The organism is Paenibacillus sp. FSL M8-0212 (genome assembly GCF_038004645.1).
Lineage (GTDB): Bacteria > Bacillota > Bacilli > Paenibacillales > Paenibacillaceae > Paenibacillus.
Genome location: NZ_JBBORP010000001.1, coordinates 2899658 through 2921690, shown reverse-complemented (window position 1 = coordinate 2921690; position 22033 = coordinate 2899658). Strand labels below are relative to the sequence as shown.

Genomic DNA, 22033 nt, shown 5'->3' with positions numbered 1-22033 from the left:
GTTCCATTCGACTCTCGATCTTGAAATCCTGCCTTAGATTTTGCCGGATGCTTCCAGCAACAACTGATCCAGTTCCTGTGTATGTTTAACCTCTTCCTCTTCAGACCAGTTCAAACGACCTGCCATATACGAGATAACCGCTGCTTTATAGCGACGAACTTCATCAATACGGAAGAATAAATCACCTGTTCTTCGTACCAAAAAATCAGACGGAGTTACAGCCATCTCTTCATCAATCGCGTAACTTAACATCAACAGTAGCTCCTGTGGCATGCCATGAAGCTCGGACTTGGTGCGTGGATCGGGCATTCGCTCATATAGTGCCTCCACATTGGAACCATACGTGCGGACCAGTCGCTCCGCAGCAGGTCGAGCAAGTCCCAAGGCAACACCATCCTTGATCTTGCGTTCCGCATACGATACAAATCCAGCCGATCCCCCTACATCACCCCCGGAGATGGGCATCTTCTTCGTTACACAAGGGCCTATGGAATGCCCGCTCTCCTGCTCCATCTGGCGTGCGACCAGATCAACGACCATCTCGGCCATTTTACGGTATCCGGTTAACTTGCCCCCGGCAATCGTAATCAGATTGGATTCGGATACCCAGACTTCATCTTTACGTGAAATTTCGGAAGGATTCTTGCCTTCCTCATGAATAAGTGGACGCACACCCGCCCATCCGGACTCTACATCCTCGGTGCCAATGTGTACATCTGGAAACATGCCATTAACTGCATCAATCACATAATCGCGATCCGAGTCGGAAATTTGCGGGTGTGCAGGATCATCCTGATATACAGTGTCGGTTGTTCCCACATAGGTTTTGCCATCACGCGGGACAGCAAACACCATTCGACCATCTGGTGTATCAAAATAAACCGCCTGTCTTAGCGGGAATCGTTTACCATCAAAGACCAAATGGATGCCTTTGGTCATCTGTAGCGTTTTCCCCTGGCGCGAACCATCCAATTCCCGCAGACCGTCCACCCATGGACCGGAAGCGTTGATCACCTTGCTTACTTTTAGCGTATAGGTCTGCCCATCGATCTGATCCATAGCTTCAATACCTGTAATCTTGCCATTCTCCTTCAGGAAACCTTTCGCCTTAACGTAGTTCACTGCCTGTGCCCCACGTTTGACGGCTTCTTTCATAACTTCTATGGTGAGCCTGGCATCGTCAGTCCGGTACTCCACATAGAGTCCACCACCCAACAACCCCTGTTTGCGTAATAAAGGTTCACTATCTGACACCGCTCCAGCATTCAACATTTGGCGTCGTTCACTGCGCTTCACCCCGGCGAGCCGATCATACACCATCAGTCCAATGGATGTGCTAAAGCGGCCGAACGTGCCTGCCGTATAGATCGGTAACAACATCGGTTCCGGTGTTGTCACATGTGGCCCATTCTCATAAACGACAGCCCGCTCCCGTCCTACCTCAGCAACCATCTTCACTTCATATTGCTTCAAATATCGCAATCCGCCATGGACAAGTTTGGTCGATCGACTGGATGTACCTGCTGCAAAATCCTGCATTTCTACAAGCGCTGTCTTCAATCCACGGGAAGCCGCATCCAATGCAATCCCTGCGCCTGTAATCCCACCACCAATAACTAATACGTCAAAATGTACATTCGCCATGTTTTGCAAATATTCGGTCCGGTGTGCTGACGAGAACGTTTCTGTCATTCTTGAACCTCCCATTAATTTCCTTTATGTTTCCGTAAAAAAACAAAAAAAGGACCACGTCATTCGCTCAGCAATTGCTGAGCGGCACGTGGTCCCTCCCGATCTCCAGACATCATTTTTTAACTTGTGCCTTTATCCTATCACAGATTTTTGACGGCGTGAAGTCCTGAAATGACACATTATTCAAAAAAAATTCAAAAAGTTGTTCTGCCAAAGGATGGAATTTCAAATGAATCCACTAACCTTGTATTTTTCCTTATAGTGGGTATATATTCCGCCTTCTTCAGGAAGAATAACCCTGTAAATCATGCATCATTTTCCACCAGTAAATATCATTTATAACATATGTTTAGCTAAAAAGTACAAATACCCACACCAAGAAATATTCATTTCATTCCTTTTATTTAAAAGCCATTGCTGCGTTCACTGCACGCTTCCAGCCTGCATACAGTTCTGTTCGTTGTTGCTCAGCCATAACAGGCTGGAAGACACGCTCCGTATTTTCATGATCCGTCAGTTCATCCGCACTCGTCCAATATCCAACCGCCAATCCTGCCAGATAAGCCGCACCCAATGCTGTTGTTTCATTCACCGTTGGACGTTCGACAGGAATGCCCAGAATATCACTCTGGAATTGCATGAGGAAATCATTGGCCGCCGCCCCGCCATCCACACGCAGAGCATGCACGGGAATACCCGAGTCGGATTCCATTGCCTCCAGTACATCTTTGGTCTGATACGCCAACGCCTCAAGTGTAGCACGGATAAAGTGTTCCTTCGTCGTGCCTCGGGTCAGACCAAACACTGCACCCTTAACCTCACTATCCCAATACGGACTGCCCAGTCCCACAAATGCAGGTACCATATAAACACCGTCTGTTGAAGGCACACGTGAGGCGTAATCCTCGCTATCTTTTGATGAGCGAAGCATTCTTAATCCGTCACGCAGCCACTGAACCGCAGACCCTGCAACAAAAATGCTGCCTTCGAGCGCATATTCAACCTTGCAATTCATCCCCCAGGCAATCGTTGTAATCAGTCCATGATTGGATTGTACCGGGTTCTCGCCCGTATTCATAAGCATAAAACAACCGGTACCATATGTATTTTTCATACTGCCCTTGGTGTAACAGCCCTGACCAAACATCGCTGCCTGTTGATCTCCTGCCGCTCCCGCAATCGGAATCCGATGACCGAAGAAATGATAATCTGTCGTGTGTGCATACACCTCGGATGAACCTCGCACCTCTGGCAGCATCGCCTTAGGAATGTCGAGGATATCCAACAATTCGTCATCCCATTGCAGATCATAGATGTTATAGATCAGGGTACGTGAGGCATTGGATATATCCGTGACATGTGTACCCCCGCTCAGTTTCCAGATTAGCCAGCTATCAATCGTGCCAAACAGCACTTCCCCCTTCTCTGCCCGCTCCCGGGCACCAGGGACATGATCCAGAATCCACTTAATCTTTGTTCCCGAGAAGTAGGGATCGATCAATAATCCTGTTTTGCGGCGAAAAAGGTCCCCGAGTCCCTGTGTCTTCAAATCTTCACAGATGTCTGCGGTCTGTCTGGACTGCCATACCACTGCATTATAGATGGGTCTGCCTGTTTCTTTGTCCCATACCACAACGGTTTCCCGCTGATTTGTAATTCCAATCCCGGCAATCTGGACAGGCTTGATCCCGCTCTCGGCCAGACATGAAGCCATCACGGCAAGAATGGAACTCCAGATTTCGTTGGCATTCTGCTCTACCCAGCCCGGCTTGGGGAAATATTGAGGGAATTCCTGCTGTGCAATGTGTACAATCTCTCCGCCACGGTTAAACAGAATAGCTCGAGAGCTTGTTGTTCCCTGATCCAGAGCCAATATATATTTTTCCATACAGACAACCTCCTGTTGTGGGTTCTTTTTACGGTGTAAGCGATTTCTCGAAGTGTCGGATCAGATCTGCGTTGGATGTGGTCACTGCCGTAGCCCCGACGCCAAGCGCAAGTTCAACCTCTTCCGGTGAACGGATCAATCCCCCCGCAATAATGGGTATCCCCGTACGCACAGATACTTCCGCAATAATATGCGGAATGACGCCAGGTAGTACTTCAATATAATCAGGTTGAGTTTTGGCCAGCAAGAGATAACTCTTCTCCAGTGCATGGGTATCCAGCAGAAAAATACGTTGAATCGCTGTAATGCCTTTCTGCTTTGCTTTCTGAATGACGCTCGCTCGCGTAGAGATCAGTCCTGCCGGGCGAATGTGCTGACACAGATACTCTGCCGCATACTCATCGTTTTTTAAACCCTGAACCAAATCTGCATGCAAAAGTATTTTTTTGTCATACCGCCGCGCCTCGTCCATTACACTCATAAGCTGTGCAATATGGGTTTCCAGCATCACCCCATAGGTATAAGGGCCTTCAATCATCGCTTCAAACTGCTTCATGCTCTTTGCAGCTGGCAACATACGTTGTCCCTCAAATGGCACCTTCGTTCCTCCCGCATTCATCAGATGACTATATTGTATATTCCGTACTGCGAGAACGGCAAGCCATTCCGTGAATCAGGAAAACCTGATCGCTAACCTATCATCCATACAAAAAAAGCCGCTGCTGCACTTCTCCATAACGGAGAGTACAACAACGACTAGTCAGCTAATCGAATACGTCTATTAATAATGATTAAGCCTGCGCATGCGGAAGCAGCGTATCTGCCCCAGCCCATCCATCACTTTCTGCCAAGTGACCAGAACGGTTCACTTTCGTTTGCAGGTACTTTTCGTTAAAAGCAGAGCGATCTCCCCATAGTGGAACACGTCCGCCCACATTCAATCCCGCTTCCTGCAAGGCAGCCAGCTTCCGTGGATTGTTGGTGATCAATGTAACCGGAGCAGAACGAAGCGCACGTAACACAGCAATAGCATCGTCATAATTACGAGCATCGTCCGTGAATCCGAGCTGCAAGTTCGCATCTACCGTATCCAGACCTTCTTCTTGCAAAATGTACGCCATGGCTTTGCTGAACAGACCGATGCCACGTCCCTCATGGTTCGCAAGATAGAACAGTGCGCCCGCTCCGTGAGCGGCAATCATCTTCATGGATTGCTCCAATTGGAAGCCGCAATCACAGCGTTTGCTACCAAAGATGTCGCCTGTATGACAGATGCTGTGCATCCGGATCAGCGCTTCTTGTGCTTCAGCAAAGTCACCATACACCAGAACACTGGATTGTTGACGCTCTGCCAGTTCAGCAGCAGCAAGAGATTCGATTAACTCACCGCTCTCCATCGCTTTGTCCGATTTCATCCAGCTGTACCACTGGAATGTCTTGGTCTCCCCATCGAGGTTAACCGGAAGCTTGATTGGTCCCACCAGGTATATGAACTCTTTTCCACTCGGAAAAGTCTGAATTTTGGGGGCAAGCAGTTGAATAATATGTGAATTGATCATTGTCGTTCCTCCTGTTTAGGCCAACTTGTATGTTGATTGATTCGCATCCAAAGCGAAAATGGATCACTTGGACGTTATATAGTACGTATCTATATTATTCTCATCATCATTAGTTACTTTATGTAAGTTAGTTTAGAATAAAAATTATAATGTGTCAAGTAACTTTTATTTTTAAAGTAACTACCCAATTTATGTTACGCAATCGACACAAATATGTGTTTCATTTTAGGAATATTGGGTATGAGTTTATAAACTGCTCATACACTAATGTTGTAGTCCAAAGCACTTCATGCCTCGAACTTAACGATGAGGGGGTAATACACATGATCCGCCGGAAAAGAACATGCTGGACAGCCATACTGATGGTCTGCGTCCTGCTCATAAGCGGATGCTCCATCTGGCCCGGACAGGACGATTCAGCGAACAACAAAAAGGTAGCGCTTACATTATGGTACTGGAATCGTTCCATCGATGATAAGTTGATTGCCAGGGCTAAGGAAAAGTTCCCCAATATCGAACTCACAGCTCAGAAAATCGGCGGTGATTTCAAAGCAAAACTCAAAACAACACTCGCTGCACGCTCAGGTGAACCAGACATTGTGGCATTGAACGACTGGATCATGGAGCTATTCCCCAGTGAGGACCGTTTCTATAATCTGTATGATCTTGGTGCAGGAGATATTGAAGACCAATATCTGCCGTGGAAATGGAAGCAAGGCGTTACGCCAAGCGGACATATGATTGGTTTCCCGATGGATACGGGCCCAACAGCCCTCTTCTACCGAGAAGATCTGTTCAAGGAAGCCGGATTGCCATCTGATCCCGAAGACGTTACACGCCAGATCAACAGTTGGGATGCATATGCTGCTGCCGGAGAACAGCTCAAGGAAAAATTCGGAGGCAAGGTTTTTCTAACCGACAATATTGCAACCGTTTACAATCAAGTCATTTCGCAGTCTGCGGAGCGTTATTTCCGGCCGGACGGGTCCTTTATCGGCATGGATTCCGCTACTGTGCGCAAGAGCTGGGATACAGCCGTTGCTTTCAAAGAGAAGGGACTGCTAGCCAATGCAGATGGCTGGACTCCAGGCTGGAACGCCGCGATGAATAATGGCGAAATCGCTTCTTTTGTAGGTGCTGTCTGGATGAAACAAGTTCTTCAGGAAGCCGCTCCGGATACATCCGGGAAGTGGCGGGTCGCTCGGGCACCGGGGGGAGATGGCAACAACGGAGGATCATTCCTGTCCATCCTGAAGTCGAGTGAACATCCTCAAGAAGCCTTTGAACTGGTTCGCTGGCTGCAAAGTCCCGAAAATCAACTGGAGCAATATCAGACATTGAACCTTTTCCCTTCTGCACCAGGTGTATTTGATGATCCTGCCATGAAAGAAAAAGAACCTTTCTTCGGTGGACAGGCGACAGGGCCTTTATTTGCCGAATCGGCACAGGATGTGCCGGATGCTTTCTTTGGCGAAAGATACCCATCCGTTCACAACATTATCACCCGGCGGCTGAATGATGTCGCGAAGCAAAATGCCGATCCACAGCAGGTCTGGGCGGATACGGTACACCGCGTCGAGCGGGAATTGCAGCGTTAACCTGAAGAACGTGTGGTTTCGTTATCCGCAAAGGAGGAATTCATATGGCTGTAACTGAACCTCGTCTTACTCCCGATCCCGGACATGCAAGACCTGATCTGGATCGGCAGAAGTCACTATGGGCGAGAATGTGGGAACATCGTGCACTTTATGTTGCGATATCGCCGTTTTATATTCTGTTTGCGGTATTTGGCCTGTTCCCAATCGGGTTCTCACTCTATCTGGCATTTCATAAATGGGATGGCATCGGTGTCATGACGTTTAACGGACTCAACAATTTTAAATACATGCTGACCGATGCCGAGTTCTGGCAAGCTGTGGGTAACACGTTCATGATCTGGATCTATTCGACGATTCCGATGCTCTTCTTCGCCCTGATTATTGCCTTTTTGCTGCATGCACCATTTGTGAAGTTCCGTACTCTGTTTCGGGTCGGTTATTTCCTGCCAAACGTCACATCCATCGTGGCGGTAGCCATTATCTTCGGTGCTTTATTTGCCAACAATTATGGCTTTCTCAATTATCTGTTGCAGTCGGTCGGGCTACCGGTTGTGGAGTGGCTTAATGCACCATGGGGCATTAAAGTCGCAATCTCCTCCATGGTGGTCTGGCGCTGGACCGGATATAATGCCGTCATCTATCTGGCCGGACTACAGAGTATTCCGCAGACATTATACGAAGCAGCCAAGATTGACGGCGCATCAGCGATACAGTCCTTTTTCCGAATTACAATTCCGATGCTGCGTCCAGTGATCCTGTTTACGGTCATTACATCAACGATCGGGGGTATGCAGCTGTTCACCGAGCCTCAAGTATTGGTAGGTAATGATGGCGGCGCTGGTGCAGCAGGCATGACGATTGTACTCTACCTCTACCGTGAATCCTTCATTAACAATTACTTCGGATATGGCGCTGCCGTTGGTTGGGGCATGTTCCTCATTATCGCCCTGTTCTCGATTGTGAACTGGAAGCTTGTTCAAGGCAAATCATCCTGATGTGACAAGGGGGAGCGCTTATGGCGTCCAAACACCTCAAATCGCTGGTGTTGTATACCGGTCTTATCGGGGGCATGCTCATATCCATGTTCCCGTTCTATTGGCTGATTGTAATGTCTACCCGGACAACGTCCGATATCTACAAGTTTCCACCGCAGCTCTGGTTCGGGGGTGAACTATGGAATAATATTACGCGCGTATTGCAGCAGATTGATTTCTGGGGCGCCTTTCTGAACACGTTGTTTGTGTCGGGCCTCGTGACCATACTTGTACTGTTTTTTGACTCACTGGCGGGGTTTGCGTTTGCGAAGTTTGAATTTCCCGGTAAAAAGTGGCTCTTCATCCTGCTGCTCGCGACCATGATGGTACCTTCTCAGCTGTCGCTGGTGCCTTCCTTCGTGCTCATGGCTACGTTCGGCTGGGTCGGTTCCTTCAAAGCTCTCATTATTCCGGGCATGGTGAACGCCTTCGGCATCTTCTGGATTCGCCAGTATGCAACAGAGTCCATTCCCAACGATCTGCTGGATGCGGGCCGCATCGACGGCTGTAATTTCTTCCGACTCTATTGGAACGTGGCGCTGCCAATTCTGCGACCTGCCTTTGCTTTCCTTGGCGCGTTCACCTTTATCGGCGTATGGAATGATTATCTGTGGCCGTTGATCGTCCTGACGGATGAACGCAAATACACGTTGCAGATTGCATTGTCTCAATTAAACGGGCTGTATAACACAGACTATGCGATGGTCATCGCAGGTACGTTGCTTGCCGTCATTCCGCTCATCGTTATGTTCCTGTTCATCAGCCGCCAGTTTATCTCGGATATTGCCGCAGGAGCTGTGAAGGACTAGGGTTCTGCATTTTGATCCATCCCTCAAGTCTGATATTCTTATCTATATATGAAATAACAGATGCCATATAAGTTAGATGAATAGCGCCACGTGCGCGGAGGGGACAGAAAGGGCCTGAAGAAATGGAATTAAAAGCTTTCCAGAGGAAAGCTACTTCGAAAGCATATGCTTCGCATTTACGCGATCGGAAGGCTTTCTGTACCCGAAGTGTTAACGTGTAACAGCATTCATTCACTTATATATTCAAGAAAGAGGGATGACAAAATGGCTTCTTCACCCTATATGATCGGCGTAGATATCGGCACAACCTCCACCAAGGCCGTCTTGTTCGAACAGAACGGAACCATTGTGGCTCAAGGCAGTGCCGATTATCCGCTGCACACCCCCACACCTGCGATTGCGGAGCAGGATGCGGAAGATATTTTTAAAGCAGTCATTACATCGGTTAAACAGGCCACTTCCAAAGCGGGAGTGAAGCCAGAGGAGATCCTGTTTGTATCCTTCAGTTCGGCCATGCACAGCATTCTGCCTGTCGATCAACACGGCACACCGCTGATGCGGGCCATGACTTGGGCAGATAATCGCAGTGCCGAGTGGACGGAAGTACTCAAATCGGAGATGAATGGTCACGAAATCTATCTGAGAACAGGTACGCCGATTCATCCGATGTCCCCTCTCACCAAGATCATGTGGCTCACCCGGGATCAACCGGAACTGTTCCAACAGACGCACAAATTCATATCCATGAAAGAATATGTCTTCTATAAATTATTTTCTGAATACGTCATTGATCACTCCATGGCCTCCGCCACCGGACTCATGAATCTGGAGAAACTCGACTGGGATGCAGAGGCGCTACATGTGGCGGGCATTACGCCGGAACACCTCTCCCGATTGGTCCCAACCACACATGTGCTGAAACATGGATTGCACCCGGAGTATGCCAAGGAGATGGGCATTGCGGTCACCACACCGTTTGTCATCGGGGCAAGTGATGGCGTGCTCTCCAATCTGGGCGTTAACGCCATTGATCCAGGTGTCGTGGCCGTGACCATTGGTACCAGTGGCGCGATTCGTACAGTCGTAGATAAACCGGTGACCGATCCAAAAGGGCGTTTCTTCTGTTATGCGCTCACGGAGGATGCCTGGGTCATTGGCGGACCGGTGAACAATGGCGGTGTTATTTTCCGCTGGATTCGGGACGAGTTTGCGGCTTCCGAGGTCGAGACGGCGAAAAGACTTGGAATTGATCCATATGAAGTGCTCACTCGTGTTGCGGAAAATGTACCTCCGGGTTCGGAAGGTCTCTTGTTCCATCCGTACATGACAGGTGAGCGGGCTCCGCTCTGGAATCCGAACGCCCGCGGCTCGTTCTTCGGCCTGACGCTACACCATAAGAAAGAACATATGATTCGCGCTGCGCTCGAAGGTGTATTGTTTAACCTCTACACGGTCATGCTCGCGATTGAAGAAAAGATCGGTCGTCCGAAAAAAATTCAGGCGACAGGCGGCTTCGCCCGCTCGGAGTTGTGGCGCCAGATGATGGCTGATATCTTCGATCAGGATGTCATCATCCCCGAAAGTATTGAAAGCTCCTGTCTCGGCGCAGCCGTTCTGGGCTTGTATGCTCTGGGCCGCATCGATTCCCTGAGTGCCATCTCCGGCATGATCGGATCAACGCACCGGCACCAACCAGACCCGGACAGTGTCCGTGTCTACCGTGAACTGCTGCCCATCTTCATCCGCATCTCCCGCAAATTCGAAGAAGAGTATGCGGATATCGCAGCTTTTCAGAATAAGACGATGCAAGGATAATTGCGGCAGGGGATTGCAGGCAGGATGACCGGGGATAGGACGCTGTGAGGAATAGAGGGTCAAAAACCCAGGAAGTTGTTACACGTTGAACGGCCAAACGTTGAGCGAGGAATAGGCTAACGAATCGTAGACGTCTTATTTAAAGCTTTTAACATGTTTTCAAAATCTAACGAACCTGAGACACCTTATATCGGCGTACATGCGCACAAAACTGCTCTAGAACCTAATATGTAGCCAATTAACGTGTCTGTGGTTCGTTAAAAAATTATTTTCTCCAAATATCCTCCAATAGCGCGTCACAGGTTCGTTAGAATTAATACGAGATGCCGTAAGTTAAAGAGGCCCACCCCGCCATGGTTATGTCCATATGGGAGTGGGCTTTTTTTTCATGCACAGACTATATAAACTCTATTTAGATTGGATCAAATTTATCTCTCAGCATACTTGGAGCTTCCCTTTATGTTCTATTAAAGTATCCAGGGGCCGCCACAGCAACCGTCCTAAAATAGAAAAATCTCTTTTCCAGTTCCTGATTCTCTGGTGAAAACTCGGTCAGAAACTCAACTGAATTCAACATTTCTTCGGTCATCACGCTAGGTCTCCACAAAGCCAATTGGATGTCTTTGAAAATAAAAGAAAATCCCAACTCCGCATCGATGTCTCGAGTATATGGTGTCTTACTATCTATTAGCTTAACGAGATCATCAGCCTTTGTTCGAAAAACATCAATATTATCATATGTAAGGACAACATCAGACTCATCAGGTGGATAATCGTGTGGATTACTTACTTCAAAAAAATAGAGTTTATGTTCCGAATCATACTCCAATTGGTTATAGAGCTGACTAATCTCCGGGGTGATGCACTCAATGATCTCTTCTACCTCTGATTTACTCATTCCCAACTTAAATGGTCCAATACCAACCATGGGTATGACCTCTAAAGGTTCCATGACGTTTCGGTTCCCAACTTCGTTCATGTAGTTCACTCCTCTTTATTCCAACAAATAAGAATTATAACATTCATCCCTGTATTCTAATCCTACCCTAAAAAGAATGATTGAGCATGTTGGGTATAACAAAACCCCACAGCTTGAAAAAACGGTGGAGTTAAGTTTTCCTATCTTTTATTGACTCAGATTTCTAACCACTATAGAAATAAAATCCTAGATTTTAATTATTGATTATACTTGCTGAACGCATTCTGGTCGGCTTGTACATTCTCCAGATACACAATCTGCCCCGCATCATTTACACGCGCGATATCAATGCCTGCTTTGGCATATACCGTTCCGTCCGCCGCTTGTCCGCATACTGCCCAGTTCGTTTGGTAGCTGCCGTCAGGCTGTTGCACCCACGCATCCCACATATGTTTTACATCCTTATTGTATTCGTAGAAAGCTTTCATGAAACCGTCGAATCCTGTTCGACTAGTGCCGTTAAGCACAATCTCTGCGTCAGGTGTAAACAGGGACAATAAATCCTGCATGGCGCGCTCGTCTGTGCGTGAAGCATCAAATAAACGGAAATAGTTGTTCAACATCGTAGTTGTATTTGTGGTACTCATTTATATTCCTCCTAGAATAAAAAGCCGTTTTTCAATCTTTCAGTTCGAATATTTTCGAACTATTGAAAAGAAATGTATCATACTTCTTATACTCCCCGCAAGGTATAGTTCGATTTTTTTCAAACATTGAAAGAGAAAGCCGATTATGCTAACGTCATAGATATGAGAACTCCAACAATACCTATGGCTTCGGAACTGAAGTTGACCACGGTCTGCAATGCATTGGGTGATCCGATCCGCATGAAAATTGCACACTGTCTGGCCAGCTCTGGCGAGAAAAACTGTTCAGCCTTCGAAGTAGACCATATTTCCAAATCCACGTTGTCCCATCACATCAAAATTTTACGTGAAGCTGGCGTGATTCAGCCACGCATTGAAGGTAAACAGCACTTTTATTCCCTACGAAAGGAAGAACTGAACACACGTTTTCCAGGCCTCGTCGACATGATTCTGAATACAACCGAGGAATACGTAACACAGGCCCCAGATAAATTGAACTAACCCTCTAGACAAGAACGTAGAGGACAGAAATAACCTGAAGAAGCAGAGCTAAAAGCTTTCTGAAAGAAAGCTGCATCGTAATCATACGCGATCACCAGAATTTCACCTTTTAAAAGTGAATCGAAAATTCCGGGGATAACAGCGATCGGAAGGTTGTTCTGTCATCGAAGTGGCAGGACTAATTACTCTTTAGTTCAATCTTATAGATAGAAGAACTACCACATCATCATAATCGCAATTCCATAAAGGAGGCTAACCGTATGGACAAAAAGGCGGCAAAGATACTGCTGAGCACCTTCTGGGGAGGTGGGGGCTGGAAAACAACCTCTCTACCCTTCTCCGGGGAGGAATTTGAATATGCCAAAAGCAAAGGTGTTATGTTCGATCCACTAACGATCACGCATGACGAGATAGTCCAGCGCCTATACGACATGCATCAGGATGACTCGCTCAAGGAGCGGGTCATGTCGGCCTTTTTACATAGTCTGTCCACCAAAAAAGTCTACCTGCGCAGCGCATTATCCAGCTGGGCTTTAACATCGAAGATGCCTTTGCATACCTATGCGGAACGCCCTGCCCTTCACCCTAACACCAGTGCCTGTGGGGATTGTAACTTCCTGCGTTTGCAGTCAGACAAGGAATATTCCAACGTCGACTTAAACGTCCTTAATTTTGAACGGATCAAGTGGGGCGGCGTGCGTCATGGCTGGCTTATCTATTGCCTGATGGATCTGGAATTACTGCTTCAGGACAACGATGCAAACTATGAAGTAACCCCTGAAGACCAAGCCATCCTGGTAAACCTGCTTGAAGCAGCTCAGACTGAGGACCCCAAAGACAGTGCTCGTTCACTGGAGAAGAAGTGGAAGGATCTCTTCCCTTCTAGCAAACAGGAGCGGGATGCCCTGCTGGAAATCTGGGCGGCAGCCGGCATACTGGTTCCTGGGGATAACCCGAGAAAACGCAAAGGTGGTTCCAGCGATTTTGTCTTTGCAGCAACCTGGCAAGGAGATGATGGATATAATGCGGAAGTCGCAAATCATTATTTCGGCTCCTATCTTCCTCACATGCAATAAAACCTGATATTCTGCTCACCTTGACGTGTGTCTGGTTACAATAATGACATCGACAGATTTCCTGTTTAACTCGTATAATAAGGGGAAATTGGTAGATGGGAGTGAAACAAGCGAGTTTATGGTATACATACTGGCTTTTATAGTGTCTTTTGCTGTCGTGGTTCTGCTTATTCCGCCGCTTGGTAGACTGGCTCACCGGCTCGATTTTGTGGACAAGCCCCGGGAAGATGTGGAGCGTAAGCTGCACAGGCAACCTATCCCGCTCACGGCGAGTTACGCGATATTTACTGGATTTTTCCTGACATACATTGCTCTGACCAAAGAAATCACATGGGAAACAGCGGCTCTGGTCGCTGGTGGTATGCTTCTGCTAACGATTGGTACCGTCGACGACTGGTACAAAACAAAAGGCAAAGATTTTCCTGCCCTGCCCAAAATGCTCGTACAAGTCTCTGCAGCAGTACTCGTATTTGCTTCTGGCATTGCGTTCACCGGATTCGTGAATCCCTTTAATGCGGAATATGTCATGCTTCCGATCTGGCTGCAATTCATTCTCACGATCCTGTGGATCTTCGGAGTGACAACCGTCATCAACTTCTCGGACGGCATGGACGGACTGGCTGGCGGATTATCAGCTATCTCGGCGATTACCCTGTTCATCGTGGCGCTTGCCAAAGGTCAAACGGATTCCGCACTCATGTCGATCATTCTGGTCGGTGTAACCATCGGTTATCTGAAGTACAACAAAGCTCCTGCCAAAGTGTTCATGGGTGATGCAGGTGCTACGTTCCTTGGCTTCATTTTGGCGGTTATCGCTCTGGATGGTGCATTTAAACAAGCAACCATGTTGTCCATCTTCATCCCGATTTTGGCGCTCGGTGTACCGATCTTCGACAACATCTTTGTCGTGATCAAACGTTTCATTCAAGGTAAAGCGATCTATCAGGCCGATGCAAGTCAAGCTCATTATCGGTTGCTGCGTGCCGGATTAAATCAAAATCAGGTGGTGGGTGTGCTGTATCTAGTCAGCACATGTCTGTGTCTATCCTCCATTATTCTGATGTTAGTGGAGTTATAAAACCAAAATAACGATGAAAATAATAGAAGCCACCTTCATTGCGTTGAGGGTGGCTTTCTTATGATGTTTTTTTGGATCGCTTGCCTTTTTTTCTTTTCAGTTAAAGCGGAGTGATTCTAACTTACGATTTAACAGCCCCTGCCATAGCACCTCCAACAATGAAACGTTGCAAAGCAACATACAGGACAACCAGTGGCAAGGTAACAATCAGAATGCCACACGCGAGCAGCGGCCAGTTGTTCATGTACTGTCCATAAAATGTAAAGAGCCCTTTGGTTACCGGCTGATAATTCGGATCAGATAAATAAATGGTCGGCCCGATAATATCGTTCCATACACCAATCGCGGTAAGAATAATACCTGTTGCCAGGATTGGTTTCATTAACGGAACAAGGATGGTGAACAGATACCTTGTATACCCGCACCCGTCCATGGCAGAGGCCTCATCCAGTTCAAGCGATATTGATTTGATATAACCCACAAACATGAGAAAGGCAATGCCCGTACCTGTCGTCTTCAATAAGATGTACCCGATTTGGGTGTTGTAAAGACCCAGATTATTGATCAGGGAAAACTGCGGAATGAGCGGGTTGGGAAGGTACATGGAAATCAGAAAGAAAATATAAATGAGTGTGCTGAATTTAACATATCTGCGTGCGAGCGGGAATGCAGCAAATATAGATAAAATCAACGTCAGCAGGGTGGACATCCCTGTATAGAGCACACTGTTCCACATATACTGAGAGAAGTTCCCTTTGTTCCATGCTTCGGAAAAGTTCTCAAGCCGGATCCCTTCAGTAAGAGCTACAGGATCGAGCAGATACTCTGTCTGTGTCTTCATGGATACATTGAACAGATAGAATAGAGGGAAAACGTACAACGCAAGCATGAGCAGAACGATAACGTAGCTGACCATTCTGGACGTTTGGCTCTGTTTCATTACGCTTCCACCTCTCTTCTGCGAAGATAAAATAAAGCGACCATCGATATGGTAAATACAAAGAGGAACTGAATCATCGCAACAGCAGAAGCCAAACCGTAATCAGCGGTTCCTGTGCCAAATGCTGTAGCATAAACATCAAACGCAAGCGTCGTTGTATTGAACTTGCCGCCTGTAAGTACATAGATAATATCAAAGGTTTGCAATGCCCCTATGATAGACAAGAGCATGTTAACCGTGAATGCAGGAGCAATCATGGGGAATGTAATGTTCGTAAACGCTTTCCACCCCGAAGCACCATCCATGTAACCCGCCTCATACAGATCGCTCGGAATGGACTGCAGACCTGCAAGAAAAATTGTCATGGAGTAACCCATGTACATCCAGATTTGAACAAAAATAATCAGCTCAAAGGCGATATTATAATCGCCAAAAAAGTTGGAACTGGTACCAAAGAAATTCAGAAAGGACTGGGCCGGGCCGCCCAGCGGATTTGCAACGAGTTGCCAAATGAGTCCAGACACAGTAACCCCCAGCACCACTGGCAAAAAGAATACCGCGCGATATAATTTATCGCCTCTAAGCTTTTTATTGATCAAAATCGCTATAAACAAACCCACTGCATTTTGTATGATCACAACAGCAAACGCAAAGTATAAGGATCGCCCAATAGCATCCATTCGGTCTCCAGCATTGGATGCACCAAAAAATGTTTTATAGTTTTCAAAGCCGATAAAGCTCCATTCCTGGCCCCGAACACCAGTAGCATCTGTAAACGAAAACAGTATCGTCACAAGTGATGGACCGAAGCCAAACACGACATAAAGTAACAACGGAATGCTCAAATACAGATAAGGAATAAGTCTTGCCTTACCTTTCCCAAACGGATACATCGTCCTCACACCTTTCATGGGGTAAAACTAAGACATAAGAAAACCGGAATAACAGCCTTGTCTGGCCTGAAGGCTCAGACCCGAGCGCTATTCCGGCGCATGCGGCCAACTTGTGCCATGAATATGAATGATTATGAATTACTTTGGAGCAGCAGCATCCCAGTCCGCTTGGGATTTACCTGCAAGCTCTTCCGGTGTTGCAATCGGTCCGGCTGGCTTGAGCATCTCTGCGTGAACGCTGGCCTCCGAAATGTACTGTCCTACATTCTGACGGTTAATGAACAACTGATCCCAAGAAAGTTTAAATTCCTCCAGGTAAGGCTGAATGCCTTGGATAAACTCACTTGTCATCTCCACATCAGGCTGTGTAGGTAGGAAGCCGGCTGCATTCACAAATTCCGTGTAGTTCTCTTTCTCCGATAACATATCAAGCCATTTCATTGCATAATCCTTGTTCGGTGAGTTATCCACCACCATCCAGGTCATATCGTATTTACCCGCCAGATTTTTGTTCTTGGCTGCATCATTGCTACCTGGAATTGGGAAATATCCAAACTTCAGATCAGGGTTGGCCGTTTGAATTGTTGTTGCATCCCAAGTGCCGTCAGCAATCATAGCCACCTTGCCTGTAGCGAACAAACTGGGCAATGTTCCGTAGTCAATACCCATGAAACCAGGCATTGCATTATTCATCAGATCCTGAGATTTCTGCAAGACTTCAAGTTGAACCGGATCAGTCAGCTTGGTTTCACCAGTCCATAGACCTTTGATATAAGCAAGCTGATCTTCATGAATAGAGGCCTGAAGCCCTTGCACCGCAAGACCTATTGGCCATACATCTTTACCCGCCAGACCCAGCGCTTCGACACCATTGTCTTTGAACACTTTGATAACATGTTGCAATTCATCCCAGGTTGTAGGGATCTCCAGATTATATTTTGCGAAGAGTTCCTTATTGTAGAACAGTCCTGTGAATGCCACCTTGCCCATGTTTACACCGTACACCTTATCGTTATACGTCATTGCGTTCTGTACATCCGCTTCATTGTAGTTTTTGATAAAAGATTGATCAGACAGATCACTGATTAACCCGGCATCGATCCATTGCTTCCACATCGGATCAGCAGCACCACTGGACCACTCCTGTGGTGCGCCTACAAAGCTTGATTTGAGTGGAATGATATCCACGTCCCCATTACTTCCGGCGTTCATCCGTGTTTGCATCAACTGATCGTAAGTCGCGTCCGCCGGAACCGTTGTATATTCCACCTTTACGTCCGGATATTTCGCTTCAAATTTCGTATTAAACTCTTTAATGTAGTTGTTAATATTCTCTTGCTGCCAGTGAATGATCTTCAAGGTAACTTTTTTGCTGCTGTCTGTAGCCTGAGTTCCTTCTGATTCCGAAGAGCTGCTACTACAAGCGGCGAGCACACATAATAAAGCGGTTACAAGTACAATGGTTAAAGTCATTTTCTTCATTTTCGTTGTCCCCCAAATTTTTGAATTAAATCTACGAAATTAGTTTCGTTAATTCCACCCTTATTATGACTTCAGATCTTTATTTTGTAAATAGTCATTTTGTTTTTTCCTTTCCATGCTCCAACCCGCTTGATAAAAGCTTTATTTATTGCTGTATACGTTGAAATCAAGATAACCTTTACGATAATTACGAAATTTACGAAACACAGCATATGACATAATTTCATATAGAGCCCCAGATAACCCGGTATTCCTTTAACTGGACTCAAAATCTGTAAAACAATTAAGATTACGAGCTAAAATTCGTCCTTATTTTCGTTACAAACCTCCTTGATCACTTCAAACCTATGGATGCATATTATTTCAAGTGTGGTCCCCCCCCTTTCTTCTGTTGACTCTCCGGTCTATGTAGCATAGAATACTTGCAAGAAAGCGAAAAAACCGATACAGCCCCAATTTACGAAACTAGTTTAGGAATCCGAGGGATGTTTATGAATATCAAAACGATAGCGAGTTTAGCCGGCGTGTCTGTAGCCACGGTGTCCAAGATTATCAATAACTATCCAGATATTAGCGAGGAAACGCGCCAGCGTGTGCTTAAAATTATGGAAGAGACAGGCTATCGTCCATCTTCTTCAGCCAAAACACTGGCAACCAAAAAATCCAGCCTCGTTGGCGTTGTGTTTGCAGGGAAGCTAAACGTGGATTTCAGCCACCCTTTCTTCGTACAGGTTATCAATGCGTTTAAGAAACAAATTGGCTTGCTTGGATACGATCTACTCTTCTTCTCGAATGAGAAGTTTCTGGATCAGGGTGAGGACTACTTGGCGAGATCCAAGTATTTTCAAGTGGATGGCTGTATTATTATTGCGGGGGATGAGGTCGAGAGCAGCATATTCGACCTGGATGCCAGCCCGATTCCTTGTATCGGAATAGATATCGAGCTTACAGGACAAAGCTCCTGTTACATCATGTCCGATAACGATAAGATCTCAACCAAAGTTGTAGAACAATTTTATATGAACGGTTATCGAGATGTTGGTTTTATCGGGCTGGAGCGCGCCTCTCTTGTGATGCAACAGAGAGAGATGGCTTTCAAACGTTCACTAAATCAGTTTAGTCTTGATGAAAAACCCGAGTGGGTTGTATACAGCAAAGATTATGCTGCAGCGGATGGATACGAAGCGGCCAAGAAAATGCTCGCCTGCAAGACTCTGCCACGTGCCGTGTTTGCAGCCACAGATCTACTTGCCTTTGGAGCTATTCGCGCCTTTAAGGAAGTGGGGTTACGCATTCCAGAAGATATAGCTGTAGCAGGTTGTGACGACATCGAAGCCTGCCGTTATACCGATCCACCGCTAACAACCGTCAAGCAGGATACGGACAAAATTGGGCGCCTTGCTGCCATGATTCTGTTCGATCTGATGAACAAACAAATGGATAATCGTTGCATTAAAGTGGAGCCGGAACTGGTTGTGCGTCAATCCTGTGGTACAGCCATGCTGCTGGCACAGGAAATCTGAGCGTTAAGTCTTTGGGACTGGCTGCTACAGATCAATTCACATCCTGGGCATAGCGAATTTTTCATACTATATAAATTGAACTAAACATTTACACGAGAACGTAGAAGACAGAAATAACCTGAAGAAGCGGAGCGTTCACCTTTATCACCAGATTTTCTCCTTTGTAAAGCCGAATATAAAAAATCTGGGGATAACAGCGATCGGAAGGTTATTCTGTCATCGGAGTGGCAAGTGTAAATATTCTTTAGTTCAATTTATATAGTCCACACCAAGAAGCAAAAAGGGGATGTCCCATAAGTCATGAATATGACAGGGGACATCCCTTGTTTGTGTTATTTTGTTTTAATGAACCTGAGACACGCTATTCGCTTCCATTTGCCCAGATCTGAGATCTAACGAATTACAGAGACGTTATTTCGTCGATTCGGTCGATTTTTTAGGTTTTGACAACGTTTTGTGACGTAATAGCGTTACTGAGGTTCATTAAATCTTGCAAGCGTTGATGTTCTGCCTTTTAAGGTGCGGCAGGTTCGTTAGCGTTTGGAGCGAGGCGGAATTCCTTTTGAGACAGCCCCATTTGCGATGCTGAGTGAACGTACAGTCCTGCTCTGAGATGATGGTTATATCGAGAAAGTTCCTGCTATCTGGAAGCGGCAGTAGGCAGCTTGCCCTTTACTGTCTGCAAGTCAGACCACCCCGGCCGATCAAGTTCAATGAGACGCCGGTATCGCTCTTCCCCAGCCAGCAATTGTTCGTGAGAACCCTGCATGGCAATCTTTCCATTTTCCATAAAAATAAGTTCGTCCATCTGTTCCGCACCAATCAGGTGATGGGTGACCCAGATCATCGTTTTGCCTTGCAAGCTATCCAGAATGGTTCGCATCAACTCGCGTTCAGTCACAGGATCAAGCCCAACGGTTGGTTCATCCAATATAATAACAGGTGTCTCCCGGAGCAGTACCCGGGCCAGTGCAATTCGTTGCCTTTCCCCACCGGAGAAACGCAGACCTGTCTCCAGCATCGGCGTATCATATCCCTGCGGCAAGGATTCGATCAGACCGGATAAATCTACTTGGGCGGCCACCTGACGAATCTGCTCATCTGTTGCATGCGGACGTCCAATCCGCAAATTATTGGCTACTGTGGTGTCGAACAGGTGTGGGCTTTGATTCAGCACCGCAATGACATCAGTGACACTCTCACCCAAGGTTTGCACAGGCATATTATTGATCAGAACTTTCCCCCCAGATGGACGCAAAGCCCCCTGAATCAGCTTCAACAAGGTTGATTTGCCGCCGCCGCTTCGTCCAAGAATAGCCAGACGTTTGCCTTGTGGCAGATGAAGGGATACATCCTGTACGGCATAAGTATCATCAGATGCATAGCGGTAACTAACGTGATTGATCTCGATGTCTGCTCTGAGTTTGGGTGGAATGCGAAGACGAATTCGTCTGTCCGGGATATCATTCGCAGATGGCAAGGACTCGGATGGCTGTCCAGCCATCACGTTGCCGTTTTTTACTACAGAGATCGATTCGCCCGTTCCATCCGCATCACCGGCTCCATTCTGCAACGGAAGATAATCTTTCCCTTCGAGCTGTTTCAAGCGATCCAGTGATTCCCGGTACTGTGGAAGATGCTCCACCGCATCCCCTACAGGCAGAAGTGATTCCGTAAGTGGAAATAACACCAGCACAAAAGCAGCAATCATCACGGCAGGTAACTGTCCGACAGAAGCGGCGTTCCCAGCCCATAACGTAACCGATAATACCATCAGGCCAATGACACACTGAGCCATCAGATCACGCCAGCGTGTCCAGCGCCGCAATTTGCGACGAACCGCGTCGACATGTTCTTCCGCCTCTTCCTGCTGCTGAACAAATTCCGCGGCTCGCCCACTTGCAAGCCAATCCCCCAGTCCAAGCACACCGTCGGTCAGACGGGTATACAACCTGCTATTTTCCTTTTTCAGCCGTACACGCCATTTCCACGTCACTTTCAGGGAAATCGCAGGTAACACGGCAACGAGAAATAACATATACAAGCCCATCCACACCGCAAATCCCAGATCAACACTGCCAAAGGCAATCACAGCCCCACCGTACATCACAAGCGCGGTGACGGCGGGAAAAACGGTGCGCAGATAGATATCCTGCAACCGCTCCACATCATCGGCGAGTGCTCCAAGCACATCCCCGGTCTGCATACGAGAGCGCAGGAACAGGGCCTGTGGCTCCAGAATGCGATATAACTTCACCCGCTGATCGGCCAACACCCGCAGTACGGCATCATGGCCTGCCAATCGCTCGATATATCGAAAGACGGCGCGGAATATCCCAAATGCACGTACACCAACAATAGGTACATACACCATCAGAATATTTTCAGGACGCAGCGCAGACTTGGAGATCAGAAATCCGGAGGTGAACAGCAGCAGTACCGCACACAAGGCAGCGCATGTACCTAGCGCAATGACTGCAATGAATCTCCAGCGGTACTGTGCCACATACGGAGCAATCCAGCTATTTTTTTCTTTTCCGTTACGGACGGTCTCCATGTGTTCATATCCGGACTTCATT

At 47.0% G+C, this 22033-nt stretch carries 18 protein-coding genes; 8 read left to right on the top strand and 10 right to left on the bottom strand.

Translation table 11 applies throughout. The annotated features are described in order from the left end of the window. Positions 1-33 precede the first annotated feature (33 nt). From MKX68_RS12995 to MKX68_RS12980, 4 genes are all read right to left on the bottom strand, one after another. A complete protein-coding gene (locus MKX68_RS12995) occupies positions 34-1692 on the bottom strand; it encodes a glycerol-3-phosphate dehydrogenase/oxidase (RefSeq protein ID WP_340912071.1) in 1659 nt (552 codons plus the stop codon). Positions 1693-2092: 400 nt separating this feature from the next. Then, on the bottom strand, positions 2093-3580 hold the full coding sequence (gene glpK, locus MKX68_RS12990; RefSeq protein ID WP_340912069.1) for a glycerol kinase GlpK: 1488 nt from the start codon (positions 3578-3580) through the stop codon (positions 2093-2095). A 28-nt stretch (positions 3581-3608) separates the two neighbouring features. After that, a complete protein-coding gene (locus tag MKX68_RS12985) occupies positions 3609-4178 on the bottom strand; it encodes a glycerol-3-phosphate responsive antiterminator (protein ID WP_339788132.1) in 570 nt (189 codons plus the stop codon). A 193-nt stretch (positions 4179-4371) separates the two neighbouring features. Then, positions 4372-5139, bottom strand: a complete 768-nt coding sequence (locus MKX68_RS12980) for a GTP cyclohydrolase II (protein ID WP_339788129.1) — start codon at positions 5137-5139, stop codon at positions 4372-4374. A 323-nt stretch (positions 5140-5462) separates the two neighbouring features. Here MKX68_RS12980 and MKX68_RS12975 point away from each other — a divergent pair, with 323 nt between their 5' ends. The 4 genes from MKX68_RS12975 (at position 5463) to gntK (ending at position 10395) form a co-directional block, all read left to right on the top strand. Beyond that, the gene (locus MKX68_RS12975) at positions 5463-6737 is read left to right on the top strand and encodes an ABC transporter substrate-binding protein (RefSeq protein WP_445671070.1); all 1275 of its coding nucleotides are present in this window, start codon (positions 5463-5465) and stop codon (positions 6735-6737) included. Positions 6738-6865: 128 nt separating this feature from the next. Continuing rightward, positions 6866-7732 carry a carbohydrate ABC transporter permease gene (locus MKX68_RS12970; RefSeq protein ID WP_036613110.1) on the top strand — a complete coding sequence of 289 codons (867 nt, stop codon included), beginning with the start codon at positions 6866-6868 and terminating at the stop codon, positions 7730-7732. A gap of 20 nt (positions 7733-7752) precedes the next feature. Next, the gene (locus MKX68_RS12965) at positions 7753-8580 is read left to right on the top strand and encodes a carbohydrate ABC transporter permease (protein ID WP_091035913.1); all 828 of its coding nucleotides are present in this window, start codon (positions 7753-7755) and stop codon (positions 8578-8580) included. 264 nt (positions 8581-8844) lie between these two features. Next, a complete protein-coding gene (gene gntK / locus MKX68_RS12960; RefSeq protein ID WP_340912064.1) occupies positions 8845-10395 on the top strand; it encodes a gluconokinase in 1551 nt (516 codons plus the stop codon). A 457-nt stretch (positions 10396-10852) separates the two neighbouring features. Here gntK and MKX68_RS12955 read toward each other — a convergent pair whose 3' ends face one another. Both MKX68_RS12955 and MKX68_RS12950 read right to left on the bottom strand, forming a co-directional pair. Beyond that, positions 10853-11374, bottom strand: a complete 522-nt coding sequence (locus MKX68_RS12955) for a hypothetical protein (RefSeq protein ID WP_340912062.1) — start codon at positions 11372-11374, stop codon at positions 10853-10855. A 197-nt stretch (positions 11375-11571) separates the two neighbouring features. Continuing rightward, positions 11572-11961 carry a nuclear transport factor 2 family protein gene (locus tag MKX68_RS12950; protein WP_249912775.1) on the bottom strand — a complete coding sequence of 130 codons (390 nt, stop codon included), beginning with the start codon at positions 11959-11961 and terminating at the stop codon, positions 11572-11574. Positions 11962-12123: 162 nt separating this feature from the next. Here MKX68_RS12950 and MKX68_RS12945 point away from each other — a divergent pair, with 162 nt between their 5' ends. The 3 genes from MKX68_RS12945 to MKX68_RS12935 all read left to right on the top strand — a co-directional run bounded on the left by MKX68_RS12945 (position 12124) and on the right by MKX68_RS12935 (position 14616). Then, positions 12124-12462 carry an ArsR/SmtB family transcription factor gene (locus MKX68_RS12945; protein WP_340912059.1) on the top strand — a complete coding sequence of 113 codons (339 nt, stop codon included), beginning with the start codon at positions 12124-12126 and terminating at the stop codon, positions 12460-12462. A 260-nt stretch (positions 12463-12722) separates the two neighbouring features. Further along, positions 12723-13538, top strand: a complete 816-nt coding sequence (locus MKX68_RS12940; RefSeq protein WP_340912057.1) for a hypothetical protein — start codon at positions 12723-12725, stop codon at positions 13536-13538. 118 nt (positions 13539-13656) lie between these two features. After that, positions 13657-14616 carry an MraY family glycosyltransferase gene (locus MKX68_RS12935; protein ID WP_237177487.1) on the top strand — a complete coding sequence of 320 codons (960 nt, stop codon included), beginning with the start codon at positions 13657-13659 and terminating at the stop codon, positions 14614-14616. 121 nt (positions 14617-14737) lie between these two features. Here the strand turns inward: MKX68_RS12935 and MKX68_RS12930 are convergent, their stop codons facing one another. The 3 genes from MKX68_RS12930 to MKX68_RS12920 form a co-directional block, all read right to left on the bottom strand. After that, entirely contained in the window at positions 14738-15556 is an 819-nt protein-coding gene (locus tag MKX68_RS12930; protein WP_340912051.1) for a carbohydrate ABC transporter permease, read from the bottom strand. Then, positions 15556-16449 (bottom strand): carbohydrate ABC transporter permease, encoded by an 894-nt coding sequence (locus MKX68_RS12925; protein ID WP_076320327.1) that lies wholly within the window; start codon positions 16447-16449, stop codon positions 15556-15558. The genes MKX68_RS12930 and MKX68_RS12925 overlap by 1 nt, the downstream gene beginning before the upstream one ends. A gap of 138 nt (positions 16450-16587) precedes the next feature. Then, on the bottom strand, positions 16588-17931 hold the full coding sequence (locus MKX68_RS12920) for an ABC transporter substrate-binding protein (RefSeq protein ID WP_340912049.1): 1344 nt from the start codon (positions 17929-17931) through the stop codon (positions 16588-16590). A gap of 491 nt (positions 17932-18422) precedes the next feature. Between MKX68_RS12920 and MKX68_RS12915 the strand changes: the two genes are divergently transcribed. After that, complete coding sequence (locus tag MKX68_RS12915) at positions 18423-19454, top strand: LacI family DNA-binding transcriptional regulator (RefSeq protein ID WP_036667984.1); 1032 nt, start codon at positions 18423-18425, stop codon at positions 19452-19454. Positions 19455-20094: 640 nt separating this feature from the next. On the opposite strand, the gene cydC is transcribed toward MKX68_RS12915, so the two are convergent. Then, entirely contained in the window at positions 20095-22032 is a 1938-nt protein-coding gene (gene cydC, locus MKX68_RS12910; RefSeq protein ID WP_340912047.1) for a thiol reductant ABC exporter subunit CydC, read from the bottom strand. Position 22033: the final 1 nt, after the last annotated feature.

Bases quoted from the DNA above. Each gene is read 5' to 3' on its own strand.
- MKX68_RS12995 (WP_340912071.1), bottom strand. From the start codon at position 1,692: ATGACAGAAACGTTCTCGTCAGCACACCGGACCGAATATTTGCAAAAC.
- glpK (WP_340912069.1), bottom strand. From the start codon at position 3,580: ATGGAAAAATATATATTGGCTCTGGATCAGGGAACAACAAGCTCTCGA.
- MKX68_RS12980 (WP_339788129.1), bottom strand. From the start codon at position 5,139: ATGATCAATTCACATATTATTCAACTGCTTGCCCCCAAAATTCAGACT.
- MKX68_RS12975 (WP_445671070.1), top strand. From the start codon at position 5,463: ATGATCCGCCGGAAAAGAACATGCTGGACAGCCATACTGATGGTCTGC.
- MKX68_RS12970 (WP_036613110.1), top strand. From the start codon at position 6,866: ATGTGGGAACATCGTGCACTTTATGTTGCGATATCGCCGTTTTATATT.
- MKX68_RS12965 (WP_091035913.1), top strand. From the start codon at position 7,753: ATGGCGTCCAAACACCTCAAATCGCTGGTGTTGTATACCGGTCTTATC.
- gntK (WP_340912064.1), top strand. From the start codon at position 8,845: ATGGCTTCTTCACCCTATATGATCGGCGTAGATATCGGCACAACCTCC.
- MKX68_RS12955 (WP_340912062.1), bottom strand. From the start codon at position 11,374: ATGAACGAAGTTGGGAACCGAAACGTCATGGAACCTTTAGAGGTCATA.
- MKX68_RS12950 (WP_249912775.1), bottom strand. From the start codon at position 11,961: ATGAGTACCACAAATACAACTACGATGTTGAACAACTATTTCCGTTTA.
- MKX68_RS12945 (WP_340912059.1), top strand. From the start codon at position 12,124: ATGAGAACTCCAACAATACCTATGGCTTCGGAACTGAAGTTGACCACG.
- MKX68_RS12940 (WP_340912057.1), top strand. From the start codon at position 12,723: ATGGACAAAAAGGCGGCAAAGATACTGCTGAGCACCTTCTGGGGAGGT.
- MKX68_RS12935 (WP_237177487.1), top strand. From the start codon at position 13,657: ATGGTATACATACTGGCTTTTATAGTGTCTTTTGCTGTCGTGGTTCTG.
- MKX68_RS12930 (WP_340912051.1), bottom strand. From the start codon at position 15,556: ATGAAACAGAGCCAAACGTCCAGAATGGTCAGCTACGTTATCGTTCTG.
- MKX68_RS12925 (WP_076320327.1), bottom strand. From the start codon at position 16,449: ATGTATCCGTTTGGGAAAGGTAAGGCAAGACTTATTCCTTATCTGTAT.
- MKX68_RS12920 (WP_340912049.1), bottom strand. From the start codon at position 17,931: ATGAAGAAAATGACTTTAACCATTGTACTTGTAACCGCTTTATTATGT.
- MKX68_RS12915 (WP_036667984.1), top strand. From the start codon at position 18,423: ATGAATATCAAAACGATAGCGAGTTTAGCCGGCGTGTCTGTAGCCACG.
- cydC (WP_340912047.1), bottom strand. From the start codon at position 22,032: ATGAAGTCCGGATATGAACACATGGAGACCGTCCGTAACGGAAAAGAA.